At 66.1% G+C, this 19,817-nt stretch carries 18 protein-coding genes; 10 read left to right on the top strand and 8 right to left on the bottom strand.

What is annotated here, in order from left to right; all coding sequences use genetic code 11:
• Positions 1–60: 60 nt before the first annotated feature.
• The 4 genes from ACEN9Q_RS23195 to ACEN9Q_RS23180 all read left to right on the top strand — a co-directional run bounded on the left by ACEN9Q_RS23195 (position 61) and on the right by ACEN9Q_RS23180 (position 7,053).
• The gene (locus ACEN9Q_RS23195) at positions 61–2,112 is read left to right on the top strand and encodes a hybrid sensor histidine kinase/response regulator (RefSeq protein WP_495626180.1); all 2,052 of its coding nucleotides are present in this window, start codon (positions 61–63) and stop codon (positions 2,110–2,112) included.
• 199 nt (positions 2,113–2,311) lie between these two features.
• A complete protein-coding gene (locus ACEN9Q_RS23190; protein WP_495626179.1) occupies positions 2,312–2,869 on the top strand; it encodes a response regulator in 558 nt (185 codons plus the stop codon).
• Positions 2,870–2,999: 130 nt separating this feature from the next.
• Complete coding sequence (locus ACEN9Q_RS23185; protein ID WP_495626178.1) at positions 3,000–5,684, top strand: bifunctional diguanylate cyclase/phosphodiesterase; 2,685 nt, start codon at positions 3,000–3,002, stop codon at positions 5,682–5,684.
• A gap of 202 nt (positions 5,685–5,886) precedes the next feature.
• Positions 5,887–7,053 carry an IS4 family transposase gene (locus ACEN9Q_RS23180; RefSeq protein WP_495626177.1) on the top strand — a complete coding sequence of 389 codons (1,167 nt, stop codon included), beginning with the start codon at positions 5,887–5,889 and terminating at the stop codon, positions 7,051–7,053.
• Between the two features lie 132 nt (positions 7,054–7,185).
• Here ACEN9Q_RS23180 and ACEN9Q_RS23175 read toward each other — a convergent pair whose 3' ends face one another.
• Positions 7,186–8,304 (bottom strand): succinylglutamate desuccinylase/aspartoacylase family protein, encoded by a 1,119-nt coding sequence (locus ACEN9Q_RS23175; RefSeq protein WP_495626176.1) that lies wholly within the window; start codon positions 8,302–8,304, stop codon positions 7,186–7,188.
• Between the two features lie 140 nt (positions 8,305–8,444).
• Here ACEN9Q_RS23175 and trmB point away from each other — a divergent pair, with 140 nt between their 5' ends.
• Entirely contained in the window at positions 8,445–9,125 is a 681-nt protein-coding gene (trmB, locus tag ACEN9Q_RS23170; protein ID WP_495628989.1) for a tRNA (guanosine(46)-N7)-methyltransferase TrmB, read from the top strand.
• A 165-nt stretch (positions 9,126–9,290) separates the two neighbouring features.
• Here trmB and recQ read toward each other — a convergent pair whose 3' ends face one another.
• The 3 genes from recQ to ACEN9Q_RS23155 form a co-directional block, all read right to left on the bottom strand.
• The gene (gene recQ / locus ACEN9Q_RS23165) at positions 9,291–11,111 is read right to left on the bottom strand and encodes a DNA helicase RecQ (RefSeq protein ID WP_495626175.1); all 1,821 of its coding nucleotides are present in this window, start codon (positions 11,109–11,111) and stop codon (positions 9,291–9,293) included.
• 18 nt (positions 11,112–11,129) lie between these two features.
• Positions 11,130–11,963, bottom strand: a complete 834-nt coding sequence (locus ACEN9Q_RS23160; protein ID WP_056438400.1) for an undecaprenyl-diphosphate phosphatase — start codon at positions 11,961–11,963, stop codon at positions 11,130–11,132.
• Positions 11,964–12,070: 107 nt separating this feature from the next.
• Entirely contained in the window at positions 12,071–12,361 is a 291-nt protein-coding gene (locus tag ACEN9Q_RS23155; RefSeq protein WP_495628988.1) for a YkgJ family cysteine cluster protein, read from the bottom strand.
• Between the two features lie 123 nt (positions 12,362–12,484).
• Here ACEN9Q_RS23155 and ACEN9Q_RS23150 point away from each other — a divergent pair, with 123 nt between their 5' ends.
• From ACEN9Q_RS23150 to ACEN9Q_RS23130, 5 genes are all read left to right on the top strand, one after another.
• Positions 12,485–13,141, top strand: a complete 657-nt coding sequence (locus tag ACEN9Q_RS23150) for a TetR/AcrR family transcriptional regulator (RefSeq protein WP_495626174.1) — start codon at positions 12,485–12,487, stop codon at positions 13,139–13,141.
• Positions 13,142–13,306: 165 nt separating this feature from the next.
• Entirely contained in the window at positions 13,307–13,960 is a 654-nt protein-coding gene (locus ACEN9Q_RS23145; RefSeq protein ID WP_495626173.1) for a protein-L-isoaspartate O-methyltransferase family protein, read from the top strand.
• A 17-nt stretch (positions 13,961–13,977) separates the two neighbouring features.
• Positions 13,978–14,301: a rhodanese-like domain-containing protein gene (locus ACEN9Q_RS23140; RefSeq protein ID WP_056438391.1), complete on the top strand. Its 324-nt coding sequence runs from the start codon at positions 13,978–13,980 to the stop codon at positions 14,299–14,301.
• A gap of 43 nt (positions 14,302–14,344) precedes the next feature.
• A complete protein-coding gene (locus ACEN9Q_RS23135) occupies positions 14,345–15,673 on the top strand; it encodes a TolC family outer membrane protein (RefSeq protein ID WP_056438387.1) in 1,329 nt (442 codons plus the stop codon).
• A 211-nt stretch (positions 15,674–15,884) separates the two neighbouring features.
• Positions 15,885–17,093, top strand: a complete 1,209-nt coding sequence (locus ACEN9Q_RS23130) for a hypothetical protein (RefSeq protein ID WP_495626172.1) — start codon at positions 15,885–15,887, stop codon at positions 17,091–17,093.
• 40 nt (positions 17,094–17,133) lie between these two features.
• Here the strand turns inward: ACEN9Q_RS23130 and gloA are convergent, their stop codons facing one another.
• The 4 genes from gloA to ACEN9Q_RS23110 all read right to left on the bottom strand — a co-directional run bounded on the left by gloA (position 17,134) and on the right by ACEN9Q_RS23110 (position 19,758).
• Positions 17,134–17,547 carry a lactoylglutathione lyase gene (gloA, locus tag ACEN9Q_RS23125; RefSeq protein ID WP_495626171.1) on the bottom strand — a complete coding sequence of 138 codons (414 nt, stop codon included), beginning with the start codon at positions 17,545–17,547 and terminating at the stop codon, positions 17,134–17,136.
• 155 nt (positions 17,548–17,702) lie between these two features.
• Positions 17,703–18,131 (bottom strand): OsmC family protein, encoded by a 429-nt coding sequence (locus ACEN9Q_RS23120; RefSeq protein WP_200958275.1) that lies wholly within the window; start codon positions 18,129–18,131, stop codon positions 17,703–17,705.
• Positions 18,128–19,450 (bottom strand): PQQ-dependent sugar dehydrogenase, encoded by a 1,323-nt coding sequence (locus ACEN9Q_RS23115; protein ID WP_495626170.1) that lies wholly within the window; start codon positions 19,448–19,450, stop codon positions 18,128–18,130. Before ACEN9Q_RS23115 ends, ACEN9Q_RS23120 begins: the two co-directional genes overlap by 4 nt.
• Positions 19,447–19,758 carry a hypothetical protein gene (locus ACEN9Q_RS23110; protein WP_056438372.1) on the bottom strand — a complete coding sequence of 104 codons (312 nt, stop codon included), beginning with the start codon at positions 19,756–19,758 and terminating at the stop codon, positions 19,447–19,449. The genes ACEN9Q_RS23115 and ACEN9Q_RS23110 overlap by 4 nt, the downstream gene beginning before the upstream one ends.
• Between the last annotated feature and the right edge of the window lie 59 nt (positions 19,759–19,817).

Here is a 19,817-nt window from a genome sequence, read left to right as displayed (position 1 = left end):
GCGCGCCTGCCGCAGCCCCCTTATGGCACACTGGGGTTGTCGCTCCATCCAGTATCAATCATGCAAGTAGATGAAAAAGGCTCTTCCCACGCGGACACGCTCGACCATGCCGGCGCCCTCATGTTCCTGAGCGGGGGCGGCGAGGTCGGCGCCATGATGCGCGCGCACGACTGGTCCGGTTCGCCCCTGGGCCATCCGCGCACGTGGCCGCAGGCGTTGCGCACGGTCGTCGGCCTGATGCTCAACGCGAAGCTCCCGATGTTCGTGGCCTGGGGACCGGAACTCGGCTTCCTGTACAACGATTCCTACCGCGAGATCCTGGGCGACAAGCATCCGGCCGCGCTCGGCGGACGCTTCCATGACATCTGGTCCGAGATCTGGCACGACATCGGCCCGCTGACCGAGCGCGCCCTCGGCGGTGAGGCGACGTACGCCGACCGCCTGTACCTCGTGATGAACCGCCACGGCTACGACGAGCCGACCTGGTTCACGTTCTCGTATTCGCCCGTGCGCGACGAGGCCGGGGAGGTCGCCGGCATGTATTGCGCGTGCGTGGAGGTCACCGACCAGGTGCTGGCCGAGAAATACCGCAACGAGGAAAACGAGCGGCTGCGCGGCCTGTTCTCGCAGGCGCCCGGGATCATGGCCGTGCTGCGCGGTCCCGAGCACGTGTTCGAGCTGACGAACCAGTCGTACATGCAATTGGTCGGCCACCGCCAGGTCGTCGGCAAGGCCGCGCGCGAGGCGCTGCCGGAGATCGTCGGCCAGGGCTTCCTCGAACTGCTCGACCGGGTCTACACGACGGGCGAGCCGTTCGTCGGCCACGCGTTGCCGGTGCGCCTGCAGCGCGAGCCGGAAGGACCGCCGGAAGAGCGCTACATCGACTTCGTCTACCAGCCGATCCGCGACGAGGGCGGCCAGGTGACCGGCATCTTCGTGGAAGGCAGCGACGTCACGGCCCGCAAGCTCGTCGAGGACGAGCTGCGCGCGGCCAACCGCCAGAAGGACCAGTTCCTGGCGATGCTGGCGCACGAGCTGCGCAACCCGCTGGCGCCCATCATGACGGCGGCCCAGCTGCTCAAGCTCGGCCGCCTCGAGCCCCGCAGCGTGGCCAACGCCAGCGAGATCATCGTGCGCCAGGCCGAGCACATGACGGACCTCGTCAACGACCTGCTGGACGTGTCGCGCGTCACGCGCGGCCTCGTCGCGCTGGAGAAGGAGGAGCTGGACCTGAACGTGATCGTCGCCGCCGCCGTCGAGCAGGTGCGGCCCCTGGTCGACACGCGCCGCCATGCGCTGACGCTGCAATTATCCGGCCAGCCGGCGCGCGTGACCGGCGACCGTACGCGCCTCGTGCAGGTCATCTCGAACATCCTCAACAACGCCGCCAAGTACACGGCGCCGGGCGGGCGGATCGTGCTGGCCGTGACGGTGGCGGCGGAGCGCGTGACGGTGGCCGTGCGCGACAACGGCGTCGGCATCGCGCCGGAAGTCCTGCCGTACATCTTCGACCTGTTCACCCAGGCCGAGCGCACCCCGGACCGTTCCCAGGGCGGGCTCGGGATCGGACTGGCGCTCGTCAAGAGCCTCGTCGCCCTGCACGGCGGCACCGTGCATGCCCACAGCGACGGCCTGGGGCAGGGCAGCGAATTCTCGATCTGCCTGCCGTGCGTGGCGCGCGAGCCGGCGCAGCTGCCCGACGCCGGCGCGGCGGGCGACGCGGATGCCGTCCACGACAACGGCAACCTGCGCGTGCTGGTGGTCGACGACAACGCCGACGCCGCCCAGATGCTGGCCGCGCTGCTCGAAGTGCAGGGGCATGCGGTGAGCGTCGAGTACGACGCGCGCGGGGCGCTGGCGCGGGCGCGAAGCGAGCATCCCGACGTCCTGCTGCTCGACATCGGCCTGCCCGACATGGATGGCTACGAGCTGGCGCGGCGCCTGCGCGCCCAGCCGGAAAACGCGGACGCCACGCTGGTCGCCCTGACCGGCTACGGCCAGAGCCAGGATCGCGCCGAGGCCCGGCAGGCCGGCTTCGACCATTACCTCGTCAAGCCTGCCGACCTGAACGAAGTCAACGCGGTATTGTCGCGGGCCGAGGCGCGGCGCTGACCCGTACGTCGATCATTCAATCGTGCGCGTATTGCCGCCTGGCACTGGGAGCGTTATCCTTGGTGCATCCGTCGTATGGACGGCCTTCCGCGTGCCGGGAAGCGACCGGGCGCGGCCCTACCGTGCGTAGGCTGCGCGCCAACAAGGCGTATTTTCGTACCATTGGCAATGCCATGCGGCTGATTATTGGAACGAGCGTATGTACGACTTCATCGGCATCTTCGAAGAATCACAGGACGGCACCACCCGGGCCGAACTGGTACATCCCGACGACGGCGTGGGCGTGGCGCCCGCGCCGGTCAAGCATGTCGTGGCGCGGCACGGCCGCCTCGCCGCGGCGAGCGCGTCCGCGCCGGCCGACCGTACCGCCGACGTCGCGGCGCCGCCGGCCGTGCGGCGCGTGCTGGTGGTCGACGACAACGTCGATGCCGCCCAGACGGTGGCGATGCTGCTGGAGGTGCTGGGCCACGAGACGGCCGTCGAATACGATCCGTTGCAGGCGCTGGCCAGCGCGCGCGAACGGTCTTTCGACGCGTTCGTCCTCGACATCGGCCTGCCGGGCATGGACGGCCACGAACTGGCACGCCAGATCCGCACGCTGCCGGGGGCGGCCGGCGCCCTGTTCATCGCGCTCACGGGCTATGGCCAGCAGCAGGACCGCGACGCCTCCAAAGCCGCCGGGTTCCATTACCATTTCGTGAAGCCGGCCGATGTGGATGCGCTGGCGCAGGCGTTGGCCGGCGGCGTGCCCGGGTAACGTTGCGATGGCCGTAATATTTCTTCGCGCCATTGTCATCAACCCGTAACTTTCACTTCTTACACTGCGCGTTGCTGAACAGTAACTGAGTGTGTGCCCCCTTGGCCCACGCCTTTCTGACGGAAACCGCATGTCCAAGTCCAGTGCGCACACTGCCCCGCGCACCCACCGATTCCTCGCGCTGCTGTGGCCCGCGCTGGCGCTGCTCGCCTGTGCCGCCCTGTGGACCGCCACGATCCTGCACGCCGGCACCGAGCGCCGGCGCGCCGAGGAGCAGGCGTTCAAGGAGGCCGATGCCTATGCCGAGGCCTACGAACAGTACGTCACGCGCTCGGTCGCGCAGATCGACCAGATCACCATGCAGCTCAAGCACAGCTGGGAGCATGCGCACGACCGCAGCCTGATCGAGAACATGCGGCGCGACGGCATGTTCACCGACGCCGCCTTCGTCAACGTGAGCGTCATCGGGCCCGACGGCGCGATCCGCTCGTCCAGCCGCATCCACGAGCGCGGGCTGAATCTGTCCAGGGCCGGCTTCTTCATCCAGCACCGCGACGCCATCTCGACCGCGCTGCGCATCGGCACGCCGCCGCCGGAACTGGAGGAGACCCGCGGCACGATCCTGTTCACGCGCCGCCTCGATACGGCCGACGACGGATTCGACGGCGTGCTGCTGATGGCCGTCGATGCCGGCTACTTCACCTCGTTCGTCAGCTCGCCCACGCTGGGACCGGGCAGCCTGCTGGCCCTGGTCGGCACCGAGAATGCCCTGCGCGTCGAACAGGATGCCCGGGGCATCGTGCGCACGCAGAGCGCCGGTTCGCTGCTGCCCGCGAATGCCGACCGCTGGCCGGTGGCGCGCGGCGTGCAGCTGGTCGCGGGGCAGGGCGGCTTTGCCGACGGCGAGGCGCGCGTGCTGGGCTGGCGCCGCTCCAGCGCGTATCCGCTCGTGGCCCTCGTCGCGCTGTCGCATACGGCCGTGCTGGAAGCGGCCGACGCCTACTGGACCGACAGCCGCAACCACACGGTGCTGGCGACCGTCGTGCTGTCGCTGCTGGCGCTGGGCGCGAGCATGCTGTCGCTGCGGGCGGGCGCGCGGGCGGGCGAGCGCGCCGGGATCCAGCGCGCCTACCGCACGGCCACCGAGAGCGGCAACGACGGTTTCTACATGGTCGCGCCGGTGCGCGACCGCAAGGGCCAGATCATCGACTTCCGCATCGTCGACTGCAACGAGCGCGGCGCCTTCTTCTACGGCGGCACGCGCACGCAACTCGTCGGCAGCCTGATCTCCGACCTCCATCACGGCACCTCGTTCGACGACCTGTCCGCCAACTACCGCACGGCCATGGCCGTCGGCTTCCACCAGGAAGACCGGCGCATGCCCGACAATAACCGCCTGAATATCCGCTGGGGCCACCGGCGCATCGTGCGCGTGGGCGACGTCCTCGCCGTCACGCTGCAGGACATCAGCGAGCGCAAGGAACACGAATCGCAGCTGGCGCGCCTGGCCAACGAGGACAGCCTCACGGGCCTGCCGAACCGCCACTGGTTCCTCAACTTCGTGCCGGCCGCGCTGCGCCAGGCGCACGACGGCGGCCACGGCGCGGCGCTGCTGTTCATCGACCTCGACGAATTCAAGCAGGTCAACGATTCGCACGGCCACGCCGTCGGCGACCGCCTGCTCAAGCTGGCCGCCGAGCGCCTGATGTCGCAGCTGCGGCCGGGCGACAGCGTGGCGCGCTTCGGCGGCGACGAATTCGTCGTCCTGTTGAGCCCTTTCGACAGCGACCAGCAGGTGGCGATCGTCGCCGCGCGCATCGTCGACGCCTTCAGCAAGCCATTCCCGATCGCCGACGAGCCGCACATGATCGGCGCCTCGGTCGGCATCGCCGTGTACCCGCGCGACGGCCTCGACGCCGCCACCCTGATCCGCCACGGCGACATCGCCATGTATGCCGGCAAGGCCGAAGGCAAGGGGCAATACCGCTTCTTCGATCCCGCGCAGTCGAACATCCTCAAGACGCGCACCCAGCTGCGCCAGCGCCTGCTGGAAGCGATCGACAAGCGCCAGTTCGTGTTGCACTACCAGCCGCGCGTGGACACCCGCACGGGCGAGCTCCTGAGCATGGAAGCGCTGCTGCGCTGGGAGCATCCGACGCTGGGCATGATCCGCCCGGACGAATTCATTCCACTGGCCGAGTCGAGCGGCCTGATCGTGCCGATCGGCGCCATCGTCATCGACCAGGCCTGCGCCCAGCTGGCCGCGTGGCGCGCGCACGGCGCGGTGCCGGTGCCGGTATCGATCAACGTCTCTCCCAAGCAGTTCCTGCGCGGCGGCGTGCAGCGCGAGCTGGCCGACGCCCTGCAGCGCCACGCCGTGCCGGCCGGCCTGCTCGAAGTCGAGATCACGGAGTCCGCGATGATGGGCGACCAGGCCGAGATCCTGGCGGAACTGGCCGCGATCCGCGCGCTGGGCGTCAAGCTGCACGTCGACGATTTCGGCACGGGCTATTCGTCGCTGTCGCAGCTGCAGCGCATGAAGATGGACGTGCTCAAGGTCGACCGCTCCTTCACGGCCGAACTGGGACGCTCGAAGGAAGGCACCGTGTTCTTCCAGGCCATCGTGTCGATGGCGCACGCGCTCGGGATGGAAGTCGTGGCCGAAGGCGTCGAGAACGAGGAGCAGCTGGCGATCCTGCGCGCGCTGAACTGCAACGAGGTGCAGGGCTATCTCGTCGCGCGGCCGCAGCCGGCGGCGTCGATTGCGCCGCTGCTGGCGCAGCGCTACCTGTTCAACGAGGCGCTGGCCGCATAGGGCGCAGCGCTCGATACGTCGTCCCCGCGCAGGCGGGGACCCAAGTCATGCGCGCGTCGCGGCAGCGCTGGCAAAGCGTCGTCCCCGCGCAGGCGCACTGCTGTCCGGAATAATTTGAGGGGAAATCGCTGAAGGTGTTGCAGGGACTGGTTTACGGGCGTATACCCGAGTCGCCAAACTCAAAAAACCAAAACCCCGCAACATGTTCAGCATAGCTACCTTTCAGGAATTATTAAAGGGCCTGCCCCGCTCGGAGTTCGATCGGCTGGTAAAAAGACACAAGGCCGACAAGTACTCTAAAAAATTCGGGCACTGGCAGCACCTGATCGCAATGATGTACGGGCAGCTCAGTGAAGCGCCGGGCTTGCGGGCGCTGGAGACGGGCTTTAATCATCACCGCTCTCACCATTACCATTTGGGCGCCGGGATGATCAAACGTACGACGCTGGCCGATGCGAACGCCAGGCGCTCCGATACCGTGTTCAGTGACGTCGCCAATTGGCTGATGGGACAGGTGTCGCGTCAGTTGCGCAGCGATAGTGCTGAATTGATGTATCTGCTCGACTCGACGTCGTTGACGCTCAAGGGACGGGAATTCGAGCGCTGGACACAAGAAAACCGCACCCGCAACACCCAGGGTATCAAGGTCCATGTCCTGCTCGATGCCGAGACCCGGACGCCAGACTGGATTTCGTTCAGCGCGGCCAACGTCAACGACGTAGAGAAAGCCTGGAGCGTACCGCTGGTTCGGGGCGCCCTTTACGTCTTCGACAAAGGCTACTGCGACTACGCCTGGTGGAACGCCATCAGTCAGGCTGGGGCGCAGTTCGTTACCCGGTTCAAACGCAATGCCGGCCTACAGATAATCGAAGAAAGAAGCATTCCCGCCGAAGCCGCCGGGGTCGTGCTCAATGATGAAATCGTCCGGCTCAAACATAAGCGTCCCGGAGGACGAGGCAACCCGTACCTGGCATCGCTACGGCGTATCACGATCGCTCGCCCGGAAAAGGACACGCCGCTTGTCCTGGCCACCAACGATCTGGACAGCGCCGCGTTCGAGATCGCCCAGCGTTACAAGGAGCGCTGGGGAATCGAACTGTTTTTCAAGTGGATCAAGCAGCACCTGAAAATCAAAAAATTCCTCGGGCGGAGCGAAAACGCAGTGCGCATCCAAGTGCTTACAGCGTTGATCAGCTATTTGCTCGTGGCGCTCTACAAGCAGCGGCACTCGCTCAAGATCAGTCTCTGGGACTGTCTCGTGCTGATACGCGCCACCTTGTTTCAGCGCCCCGAGATCGAAGCTTCCCGCTATCGACAACGACGGCGACTTCAGCAAGAAATGGCAGAGCTCCAGCTGAGCCTCATCTGATGAAACTGTCAAGAATTTTATTCCGGACAGCAGTGCGCGCAGGCGGGGACCCAAGTCATGCGCGCGTCGCGGCAGCGCTGGCAAAATTGGACCCCGCCTGCGCGGGGGCGACGGTTCGCTTTATCGGTTCTGTTACGCGCCCAGCAGACTCCCGGTCCGCCACGCGGACGTCCCCGCGACCTTACAGACGTGCATCCCGCGCAGCAGGTGCCGGTGCGCGGTGCTGGCGAACAGGATGCCGGACTGCGTCGGCCGCAAGGTCGTCGTCCTGCCGCTGACCGGGTCGACGATGTCGGCGACGGCATCGCCCGCCTGCACGCGCTCGCCCAGTTTTTTCAGGAATACCAGGACGCCCGCATGCGGCGCGTGCAAAGGTTCCACGCCCTCGAGCGGCGTCGGCGCGCACAGCGGCGCCGGCAGCGGTTCGAGCGGCAGGTCGACGACGCCTTCGCGCGCCAGGTATTGCAGCAGCGCGTGCGCGTCGTGTTCGGCGAGGTCGTAGCGTACGTCGTTCTCGCCGCGCAGTTCGACCGTCACGCCGACGCAGCCGAGCGGGATCGGGAAACGGTCGCCGAAGTGCTCCTGCAGTTGCCACCACACGCGGCTGCACGCTTCGTCGAACGGCTCGCCGCCGGATTCCTTCGCCAGCAGCACCGCGTGCGCGCCCATCAGCGCGGCCAGCGGCGTCACGCGGTCGGCCAGCGGCGTGCCGGTGTACATGTGGAGCACGGCCTCGTTGTCGCAATGGAGGTCGAGCATGATGTCGGCGTCGATCGCCATGCCCAGCAGCGTCTTCTTGAGTTCTTCCGTCGCGTTGTTCGGCAGCCAGGCCGCGATTTCGCGGCGCGCATGCGCGCGCACGAGTGCCGCGTTGGCGGCGGCGTCCGCGCCCAGTCTGCCCTCCAGCGAGATTTTGAGGGCGTCGGCCACGTGCCGGTACGAGCGGTTGAAATTGGTGCCGCTGGCGAGGTCGAAGCGGCCGAACGGCGCGCCGTGGATCACCTGCGACAGCCCGATCGGATTTGCCGCCGGCACCAGGATGATCTCGCCGATCACCTTGCCGGCCGCGTCCAGCCGGTCGAGCTCACGGCGCAGGACGTGCGCGACCAGCATGGCCGGCACCTCGTCCGCATGGAGCGAGGCCTGGAGATAGACCTTCTTGCCGCTGCCGGGCGCGCCGTAGTGGAACGACGTCAGGCGGTAGGCGGCGACGTTGTCCTCGGTGGCGATCGGGTGGGTCTGCTGGCGCATGTGCAACTCCTGTGGTCGAGGGCACATTATGTCGAAGATTGGCGCGGGATAGCGCCGGGTTATAATGGCGCCCGCTTTTTCAGACTCTTCATCTCATCCCTATGTCTTCCGATACGCCTACCAACGAGCAGGGCCGCGCCATGCTCTACGACCCGACCGAACGCCGCATCCGCAGTTTCGTCACCCGCGCCGGCCGCCTGTCGACCGGACAGGCGCGCGCGCTGGAAGCGTTCGGCCCGCGCTATCTCATCGAGTACCAGAAGGCGCCGTTCGACTTCCACGCGCCGTTCGGCCGCAGCGCGCCGCTGGTCCTGGAGATCGGCTTCGGCATGGGCGGCACGACGGCGCACATCGCGCAGGCGATGCCGGACAAGGATTTCATCGGCGTCGAGGTGCACACCCCCGGCGTGGGCAGCCTGTTGAAGCTGGCGGGCGAACAGGAGATCGCGAACCTGCGCATCATCCAGCACGACGCCGTCGAGGTGCTGAACAATATGGTGGCGGATGGGACGCTGTCCGGCGTGCACATCTTCTTCCCGGACCCGTGGCACAAGGCGCGCCACAACAAGCGCCGCCTGATCCAGCCGCCGTTCGTCGAACTGCTGTGCCGCAAGCTGGCGCAGGGCGGCTACATCCATTGCGCGACGGACTGGGAAGATTACGCGGTGCAGATGCTCGAGGTGCTGGGCGCGGAACCCGCGCTGCGGAACACGGCGGCAGGGTATGCGGAGAAGCCGGCGTACCGCCCGCTGACCAAGTTCGAGAACCGGGGCCTGAAGCTGGGCCACGGGGTCTGGGACCTGGTGTTCACCAAAAAATGACGTGAATGCATGGTGGGCACAGGGAGCCCACCCTACGACTGGGCCACGGGGTCTGGGACTTGGTGTTCACCAAAAAATGACGTGAATGCATGGTGGGCACAGGTGTCCACCATGCGATGTTTCCATTGCCGTAGGGTGGGCACCCCGTGCCCACGCGGCACCGCGCTACACCATCTCGCTGATGATGCCGACGATCTCGTCGCCATACGACGTCAGCTTCTTCTCGCCGACGCCCGAGACGCCGCGCAGCTGATCCAGCGACGTGGGCTTGACCTTGGAGATCTCGCGCAGGGTCGCATCCTGGAACACGACGTACGCCGGCACGCCGTGCGCGCGCGCCGTTTCCACGCGCCACCAGCGCAGCTTGTCGAAGATCGCCTGTTCGGACTTCGACAGCTCGACCTCTTCGTAGCTGCCGCGCGGCGTCGACGTGCGCTTGGGCTTGACCGGTTTCTGGTACTGGCGCAGCTGCACGTTCTGCTCGCCCTTCAGCACCGGCCGCGCCGCCTCCGTCAGTTTCAGTGAACTGAACGCGTCGTGGTCGACGGTGACGAGGCCGAGGGCGATGGTCTGGCGCACGATGGCGCGCCATTCCTGTTCGCCGCGCTCGGCACCGACGCCGAACACGGTCAGTTTGTCGTGGTGCCACTGCACGATGCGTTCGGACGACACGCCGCGCAGCACGTCGATCACGTGGCCGGCCGCGAAGCGCTGGTCGACGCGGTAGATCGCCGACAGCAGCTTTTGCACGGGCACCGTCGCGTCGAACGACGTCGGCGGGATCAGGCACGTGTCGCAGTTGCCGCACGGGCCGGAGCGCTCGCCGAAGTATTCGAGCAGGCGCATGCGCCGGCAGCTGAGCGTCTCGCACAGGCCCAGCATGGCGTCGAGCTTCGACGACAGCACGCGCTTGAAATTCTCGTCGGCCTCGGATTCGTCGATCATCCGGCGCTGCAGCACGACGTCCTGCAAACCGTAGGCCATCCAGGCGTTCGACGGCAGGCCGTCGCGGCCGGCGCGGCCCGTTTCCTGGTAATAGCCTTCGAGCGATTTGGGCAGGTCGAGGTGGCAGACGAAGCGCACGTCCGGCTTGTCGATGCCCATGCCGAACGCGATGGTCGCCACCATCACGATGTTGTCCTCGCGCAGGAAGCGCGCCTGGTTTTCGGCCCGCAGCGAATACTCCATGCCCGCGTGATAGGGCAGGGCGCGGATGCCGTTTTCGTTGAGGAACGCCGCCGTCTCCTCGACCTTCTTGCGCGACAGGCAGTAGATGATGCCGGAGTCGCCCGGATGTTCCGCCGAGATGAAGTCGAGCAGCTGCTTGCGGCCGTTCGTCTTTTCGACGATGGCATAGCGGATGTTCGGACGGTCGAACGACGACACGAACTGGCGCGCCTCGTCCAGCTGCAGGCGCTGGGCGATTTCGGCGCGCGTGAGCTGGTCGGCCGTCGCGGTCAGCGCGATGCGCGGCACGTGCGGGAAGCGCTCGTGCAGGATCGACAGGCGGATGTATTCGGGCCGGAAGTCGTGGCCCCATTGCGACACGCAGTGCGCCTCGTCGATGGCGAACAGCGAGATGTGCGCGGACTCGAACAGCTCCAGGCAGCGCGGCGTCATCAGGCGCTCGGGCGCCACGTAGACGAGGTCCAGTTCGCCGGTGCGCACCATGCGTTCGATGCGCAGCGTCTCTTCGAACGTCTGCGTCGAGTTCAGGAACGCGGCGCGCACGCCCACTTCGGCCAGCGCGTCGACCTGGTCCTGCATCAGCGCGATCAGCGGCGACACGACGACGCCGACGCCGTCGCGCAGCAGCGCGGGAATCTGGTAGCACAGCGACTTGCCGCCGCCGGTGGGCATCAGCACGAGCGCATCGCCGCCGGACGCCACGTGCTCGACGATGTCGGCCTGCTGCCCGCGGAAGGCGGGGTAGCCGAATACCGACTGCAGGATCTGCAGCGCGCGTTGCTGGATGTCGCTCGTCATGGTGCTGCTGCTTTCAAATTACTCGGCCCAGACGACCCAGCCGAAATGGGCGGTGACCAGGATGACCACACCGAACACGATACGGTACCAGGCGAAGCCCGTGAAGTCGTGCGTGCTGATGAAGCGCAACAGCCAACGTACGCACAGGAAGGCGGAAACGAACGCCGCGACGCCGCCGATCAGGAACAGCGGCAGGTCCGTCGCGTGCAGGTCGTGGCGCGCCTTGAAGACGGAGTACACGGTCGCGGCCAGCAGGGTCGGGATCGCGAGGAAGAACGAGAATTCCGTCGCGGCCGTGCGCGACAGGCCGAACAGCATGCCGCCGATGATCGTGGCACCCGAACGGCTCGTGCCCGGGATCAGCGCGAAGCACTGGGCGCAGCCGACCTTGAACGCGTCGAGCACGGTCATGTCGTCCACGGTCTGGATGCGGTGCGCACCCGGCAGCACCTTGTGGCGGCGTTCCGCCCACAGGATCACGAAGGCGCCCACGATGAACGCGGCAGCCACCGGCACCGGTGCGAACAGGTGCGCCTTGATCGCCTTGCTGAACAACACGCCCAGCACAGCCGCCGGCAGGAAGGCGACGATCAGGTTGATGACGAGCTTTTGCTGGCGCGGATCGGACGTGACGCCGCCCAGCGCGGCGCCGATCCGCACGCGGTATTCCCACATCACGGCGAAGATGGCGCCGGCCTGGATCGCGATTTCGAACACTTGGGCCACTTCGCCCGTGAAATTGATCAGACTGCCGGCCAGGATCAGGTGTCCAGTGGACGAAATCGGCAGGAATTCCGTGAAGCCCTCGACGAGGCCCATGATGATCGCTTTCAGGGCGAGAATGATATCCATTTGGTGTATGCGGTTCGGTAGGGTTGGGGACGCGTGCGCGGACGGTGCCGCGCGGGCCGCAAGCTTACCATGAGGAAGGGGGCCGCCGTCGAGTTACTGTTTCAAGGTCAGGCTGTCAAGCGCTCCAGTTCGGACAGGAAGAACATCGCCTGCTCGCGCGTGTCGCCGCACATCTCGCGCGAGGGCGGCAGGCTGCCGCAGACGCGGGGCCGGCCCGGCTGCCCGAAAATCCTGCAGCCATTGTGCTCGTCCAGCTGCACGCAGCGCACGCCGGCCGGCTTACCGTTCGGCATGCCGGGAATCGGGGACGTGATCGACGGGGCGGTGCAGCAGGCGCCGCAGCCGGGGCGGCAATGGACGGGGGCAGACGGAGAATTCACGGGAACGGCCGGGGAAATCGTGGTGTAAAGACCGGAAGCGGGCAAGCTGCCAGTATACTACCGTCAGGGCCTGCTGTTCTTGACTGGCCCTATCCCCAGGTCTATATTTGCTGACTCAACAGTTAGTTGTCGGACAGAAGCATGCCATGCCCCTTTGACACCAAGCCGCGCTGGGAGCGCCGTAAGGACGCGCGGCCCCAGGAGTTGCTGGAGGCGGCCATCGACCTGTTCGTCGAGCGTGGTTACGCCGCCACACGCCTGGAAGACGTCGCGCGCCGTGCCGGCGTGTCGAAAGGCACCTTGTACCTGTATTACGAAAACAAGGAAGAACTGTTCAAGGCCGTCGTGCGCAGTAATATCGTGCCCGTGATCGGCGAGGCGGAAGCGTCCGTCGCCGAGTTCGACGGCCACAGCGCCGACCTGCTGCGCCACCTGATCCACTCGTGGTGGCAGCGGCTGGGTGCGACAAAGGCGTCCGGCATCATCAAGCTCGTCATGGCCGAAGCCGGCAACTTCCCGGAACTGGCCCGCTTCTACCAGGAAGAAGTCATCAACCGCGGTACGAAGGCGATGGCGACGATGCTCGAGCGCGGCATCGCGCGCGGCGAGTTCCGGCCGATCGACGTCGTCACGACGACCCAGGTGCTGTTCGCGCCGATGCTCACCCTGATCATCTGGAAGCATTCCGTCGGTCCATGTCCGCCTGCGGAACTGGCGCCGCAGGCCTTCCTCGACACCTTTCTCGACATGGCGCTGCACGGGCTGCTGCCGGCCGCCCCGGGCGCCGAAGCCGAGTGACCCCCGTTTTCCTACGTCAAGACGCTGTTTTCCGGGTTTCATGCCCCTTAAACTGCAGACTGTCGCAATTTCCCGTGGTACTCAGCCTCATATCGTTAAGATATGTTTGCTGAAGCCGTTCAACGATAAAATATCGGATTATTTATTTTCCCACCGAGTACAAAGATGAATATCGAACAAGCCCGCTTCAACATGATCGAACAGCAGATCCGTCCGTGGAACGTGCTGGACCAGGATGTGCTCGACCTGCTGCACGTCGTCAAGCGCGAACAGTTCGTGCCGGCGGCGTACCAGAACCTGGCGTTCGCCGACGTCGAGATCCCGCTGCCGGGCGGCGACACCATGCTGGCGCCGAAGTTCGAAGCGCGCATCCTGCAGGAAGTCGGTGTGAAGAAACACGAGACCGTGCTGGAAATCGGCACGGGTTCGGGCTATATGGCTGCCCTGCTGGCGCACCGCGCCGCCAAGGTGACCACCGTGGAAATCAATCCGGAAACCGCGGAACTGGCGAAGAAGAACCTGGCCAATGCCGGCATCCACAACGTGACCGTGGAAACGGGCAATGGCGCGCAGGGCTGGGAAAAAGCCGCACCGTACGACGCGATCGTGATCTCGGGCGCGCTGGAAGTGCTGCCGGAAGCCATCCTGAAGCAGGTGAAGGTGGGTGGCCGCATCGCCGCCATCGTCGGCCAGGCGCCGGTGATGGAAGCGTCGGTCATCACCCGCACGGGCGAGAACACGTACAGCACGATCAAGGTGTTCGAGACCAACGTGCGCTACCTGACCGGCGCCCCGGTGCCGTCGCACTTCCAGTTCTGATCGACGGAGACGCAAGGATGCAGCACATTACCGCCCCCGAGTTGGCCGCCTGGCTGGCCGACCCGTCGCGTCCGAAGCCGCTGCTGCTCGACGTCCGCGAAAACTGGGAATTCGAGACCTGCCACATCGAGGGCTCGACCCAGATTCCGATGAACCTGATTCCGATCCGCGTGAGCGAACTGGATGACGGCCAGGACATCGTTTGCGTGTGCCACCACGGCGCACGCAGCATGCAAGTGGCCGCTTTCCTGGAGCGCAACGGATTCAGCAACATTACCAACCTCACAGGCGGAATACACGCCTGGGCCGTGCAGGTCGATCCTTCGATGCCCAAGTATTGACGGCCTGCGTCCTTAACTATTGATGACTCCGACGGAGAAAGTAATGCAGAAGCCCCTCATCGCCGTACTGTTGGCCAGCGCGTTTTCGCTCGATGCCCAGGCGGCCGATCTGATCCAGGTGTACCAGCAGGCATTGGCGAACGACGCCACGTATGCCAGCGCCCGCGCGGCCGCCGCCGCGGGACGCGAACGTATCACCCAGGGGCGTTCCGGCCTGCTGCCGACCGTCGGCATCAGCGGCGACATCACGAAGAACAACGCCGACTTCACGGCGTGGAACAACAACCCGCTCATGGCCGGCGGCTCCAACCTGCGCACCAACGAAGTCCAGGTCACGCTGCAGCAACCGTTGTTCCGCTGGGACCGCTGGGAAACCTACCAGCAGAGCAAGCTGCAGCAAGCCATCTCGGAAGCCCAGTTTGCCCAGGCCCAGCAAGACCTGATCACGCGCGTGTCGCAAGCCTATTTCGACGTGCTGGCCGCCCAGGACACGCTGGAATCCACGCGTGCGCAAAAGGTCGCCGTGACCGAGCAGCTGGCGTCCGCCAAGCGCAACTTCGAAGTCGGCACGCAGACCATCACCGACACCCATGAAGCCCAGGCCGCGTACGACCTGGTCGTGTCGCAGGAAATTGCCGCCGTCAACGATCTGGAGACCAAGAAGACGGCGCTGCAGGCGATCATCGGCACGCCGCCGTCCGCGCTGGCCACCTTGCGCACGGGTGTGAACCTGACGGCGCCGCAGCCGATCAACGTCGATCAGTGGGTGTCCGCCGCCGAGAACCAGAACTATGCCGTGACCGTGGCCCAGCTGCAGCTGGAATCGGCCAAGCGCGACATCTCGAAAAACCGCGCCGGCCACCTCCCGACCGTGGACCTGGTGGCGTCGTCGCTGCATCGCGACATCAACGGCCAGATCGATCGCACGTCCGGCAAGACCAACAGCAACTCGATCGGCATCCAGTACAGCATCCCGATCTTCAGCGGCTTCGCCGTGACGAGCAAGGTGCGCGAATCGATCGCGCTGGAAGACAAGGCCCGCAACGACCTGGAAGCGAACCGCCGCAACGCCGCGCTGGTGGCGCGCCAATCGTTCCTTGGCGTGAACAGCGGCCTCGCGCAGGTGAAGGCGCTGGAAGCGGCCGAGGTGTCGAGCAATTCCGCGCTGGAATCGAACAAGCTCGGTTACCAGGTCGGCGTGCGTATCAACATCGACGTGCTGAATGCCCAGCGCCAGCTGTACCAGACCCGCACCGACCTGGCCCGCGCGCGCTACAACACGATCCTGGCCGGCCTGAAACTGAAGGCCGCGGCCGGTTCGCTGCGCGAGGAAGACCTGCAGCCGATCAACGCGTTGCTGCAGCAGCCGTAATAAGTCGGGGTCAGTAATAAGTCGGGGTCAGAGCCCGGTTTCAGGCAATTTCCTGAAACCGGGCTCTGACCCCGAATTCACGAGTTCAATTCTACGGCGCATTGCTTTAAAAAATCCTGCTTGAGGCGCCCCAAGCAAGCTCCTCTTTACCCGAACTTACGCGACCCGCACTCCTACACTCAGGCGTGAACCCTTCGAAAGCGAGGTCGCCATGTTCACGTCTTTCCACGCATCCGCATCCGCAACGACGGCCGTCCGCGCCGCCGCGCTCGCCTTGTCACTGACGCTGTCCGCCTGCGGCGGCGGCCACCATCACGGCAATCCGGGTGGCCCTGGCCCCGGCCCCATCGGCAACGGTCCCACCTACGACGTCATCCCGATCGGGCTGCCGGGCATCGTCTACGGCGAGGTCACGCGCCACGGCATCGCGAACGGCGGCATCGTCGCGGGCACGTCGCGCGGCGCGGACGGCGTCGCCCACGCCTTCCTCTACAACGGCCATGCGTCGATTTCGCTGGGCACGCTGGGCGGCGATTTTTCCGATGCCCAGGCGGTGAATCCGTGCGGCCATGTGACGGGCTGGTCCGCCACGTCCAGCAACGTCCCGCACGCCTTCCTGTACGACGGCGCGTTGCACGACCTGGGCACGCTCGGCGGCACCTCGTCCGAAGGCTATGTGATCAGCAACTGCGGCAAGATCACGGGCTGGGCGTCCACGGCGAGCGGCCAGTCGCACGCGTTCTGGTACGACGGCAAGACGTTGCGCGACCTCGGTTCGTTCGGCGGCGATTCGTATGGGCTGGGCATCAACACGGTCGGGCAGGTCGTCGGCTATTCGTACGGACCGGGCAACGCCTGGTTCCACGCCTTCCTGTACGACACCCGCACGGGCGGGCCGCTGCAGGACCTGGGTTCGCCGAACGGCAATTCCGTCGCCGTCGACATCAACGATGCCGGCCAGGTGGCCGGATGGTTCCGCAACGGCGCCGGTCCGGTCGGCGCCTTCGTCTACGAGGCGGGCACGATGCGCGACATCGGCACCCTGGGCGGCGCCACCGCGGAAGCCGTCGCGATCAATCGCGCCGGCCTCGTCGCCGGCAATTCCGCGCTGGCCGACGGCAGCGGCCGCGGCTTCGTCTACGACGGCACGACGATGACCAGCATCGGCGCCCTCCCGGCCGGCAATTTCTCGATCGCCGACGCCATCAATGCGGATGGCCTCGTCGTCGGTTCGGCCACGACGAAGACCGAGGAACACGCGATTGCGTGGACGCGGAAGGACGGCATCGTCGACCTGAACGACCGGGTCATCGCGGCGCCGGCCGGCCTCGTGCTCGTGCGTGCGCTCGCGGTGGCCGATGATGGCGACATCGTCGTGCGCACGAACACGGGATTGGCGCTGCTCAAGCCGAGGAAGTGAGACCGGTCAGGCGGGCTTTTGTTCGCGGCGGCGTGCCGGCTTAGCTGCTCAGGCCGCCGCCGCCCGCGTGGTCGGCACGCTCGATCAGTTCGACCTTGTAGCCGTCCGGATCGGTGATGAAGGCGATGACGGTCGTGCCGCCTTTGACGGGACCGGGTTCGCGGGTAATGTTGCCGCCGGCTGCACGGACCTGGTCGCACGTCCGGTAGATGTCGTCGGCCGAGATGGCGATATGGCCGTAGGCCGAACCCATCTCGTATTTGTCGACGCCCCAGTTATAGGTCAGCTCGAGTTCCGCGTGGTCCGGATTGTTGCCGTAGCCGACGAAGGCGAGGGTGTATTTGTATTCCGGATTCTCGCTCGTGCGCAGCAGCTTCATGCCCAGCACCTTGGTGTAGAAGTCGATGGAGCGCTGCAGGTCGCCGACGCGTAACATGGTGTGCAGGATGCGCATTGTTGTCCTTGTTGGTTCGTGGGAAAGCGAGGATTTTATGCGCTCATGGAGATTCGTGCAGGCGGCTGGTGGGCACGGGGCGCCCACCCTACGATTGCTGTGCCAGGCGGCCGCGCCGAGCCGTGGCCGCCGCCCGTCAGCGCCAACGTCACCGTTCAGGCCTGCAGCTTCGCATCCAGCGTGATGTTCGCATTGAACAGCTTGGAGACGGGACACCCCTCCTTGGCCTTGCGCGCCGCTTCCTGGAATGCCTGCTCGTCGGCGCCGGGAATCGTGGCGACGAGGTCCAGGTGTACGGCCGGGATGGCGAAGCCGCCGTCGGCCTTGTCCAGCGATACGGTGGCGGTCGTCTCCAGCTTCTGCGCCGTCATGCCCGCTTCGCCCAGCTGGGCCGACAGCGCCATCGTGAAGCAGCCCGCGTGCGCGGCCGCCAGCAGTTCTTCCGGATTCGTGCCCGCGCCATCCTCGAAGCGGGTGTTGAAGCCGTATTGCGACTGGTTGAGGACGCCGCTCTGCGTGGACACGGTGCCCTTGCCGTCTTTCAAGCCGCCGCTCCAGACGGCGCTTCCCTTACGTTTGATCATTTAGTTGCTCCCTGAGTGGTGGCGGCCGGCGTGATCCGCCAGACGATGTTGCCGACGTCATCCGCCAGCAGGATGGCGCCGGTCTTGTCGACCGCGACCCCGACCGGGCGCCCATAAGCGTGTTCATCCTTGCCGAGGAAGCCCGACAGGACGTTCTGCGGCGGACCGCTCGGCTTGCCGTTCGTGAACGGTACGAACACGAGCTGGTAGCCGGAATGCGGCTTGCGGTTCCACGAGCCGTGCTGGCTGACCAGCGCGCCGTTCTTGAATTGCGGCATCAGGTCGGCGTTGTAGAACGTCATGCCCAGCGAGGCCGTGTGCGCGCCCAGCGCATAGTCGGGAACGATGGCCCTGGCCACCATGTCGGGATTCTGCGGCTTGACGCGGGCGTCGACGTGCTGGCCGAAATAGCTGTACGGCCAGCCGTAGAACGCGCCGTCCTGCACGGCCGTCATGTAGTCGGGGACGAGGTCGTTGCCCAGTTCGTCGCGCTCGTTGACGGAGGTCCACAAGGCCTTCGTCTGCGGCTGGAAGTCCATCCCGTTCGGATTGCGCAGGCCGCTCGCGTAGATGCGCGACTTGCCGCTGGCGATGTCGTATTCCCAGATGGCGGCGCGGCCCTTCTCGATCTCCATGCCGTTCTCGGCCGCGTTGCTGTTCGAGCCGACCGTGATGTACAGCTTCTTGCCGTCGGGAGAGGCGACGACGTTCTTCGTCCAGTGGTGGTTGATCCCGGACGGCAGGTCCAGCACCTTGGTGCCCGTGGCCGTGATGCTCGTCGCGCCGGTCTTGTACGGGAACTTCCACAGCGCGTCGGCGTTGGCGACGTACAGGTCGGTGCCGACGAGGGCCATGCCGAACGGCGAGGTCAGGCCCTGCATGAACGTGACCTTCGTGTCGGCCGTGCCGTCCGGCCTGAAGCCGCGCAGCAGGATGATTTTATCGGGCGACGCGACCCCGGCCCCGGCCTCCTTCTGCGCCAGCCCCTGTACCTTGGCCCGAATCCCCTTTTCCTTCGGCGCGTTGCCGGGCTTGTTGCTCTCGGCCACGAGCACGTCGCCGTTCGGCAGCACGTACAGCCAGCGCGGATGGTCGAGGCCGCTCGCATAGGCGGTGACGGCCAGCCCGGCGGCCGGCGTCGGACGCGTGCCCTGCGGCCAGGCGTCCGCCTTGGCCACGTTGATGGTCGGGATCAGCGATCTCTCGGGCGCGGGCAGGGCCGGATTCGGACCCCAGCCGACAGGATATTGCTGGGCGTGGGCGGCAGCGGGACCCAGCAGGGGAAGCAACAGCAACGCAAGCCGGATGCGCGATGTCATCGATTCTTCCCTCCATCGGGAATGGTCGAATCGTGGTCGCGCATGTCGCGGTTGCGGTCCGGCTGCGGCCTGGCCTGGCCGGTCGCGCCCGGCGCCGGCGTCACGGCTTCGCTGGCGCCCGGGGTCGCGCGCGCATCGGTATCGACGAGGCCCTGTTGCAAATCCTCCGCGGCCTGTTTCATGATCCCGCGCGGCTTGACGTCCTGGCCGTCCGGCGATTCGTCGCGCTCGTGCGGTTCGCGCTTGTAGCTCTGTTCTTCGATTTTCCGGTCGGTATTCACGACACGGTCTTTTTCTTCCTGCACCATGACAACCTCCTTCGATTCAATTGATTAAATCCTAATCCTTCGACTCGAAGGCGGTCGCG

The sequence above is a fragment of the Massilia sp. Masssp93 genome (assembly GCF_059491295.1).
This window is presented reverse-complemented; position numbering and strand designations above follow the sequence as displayed.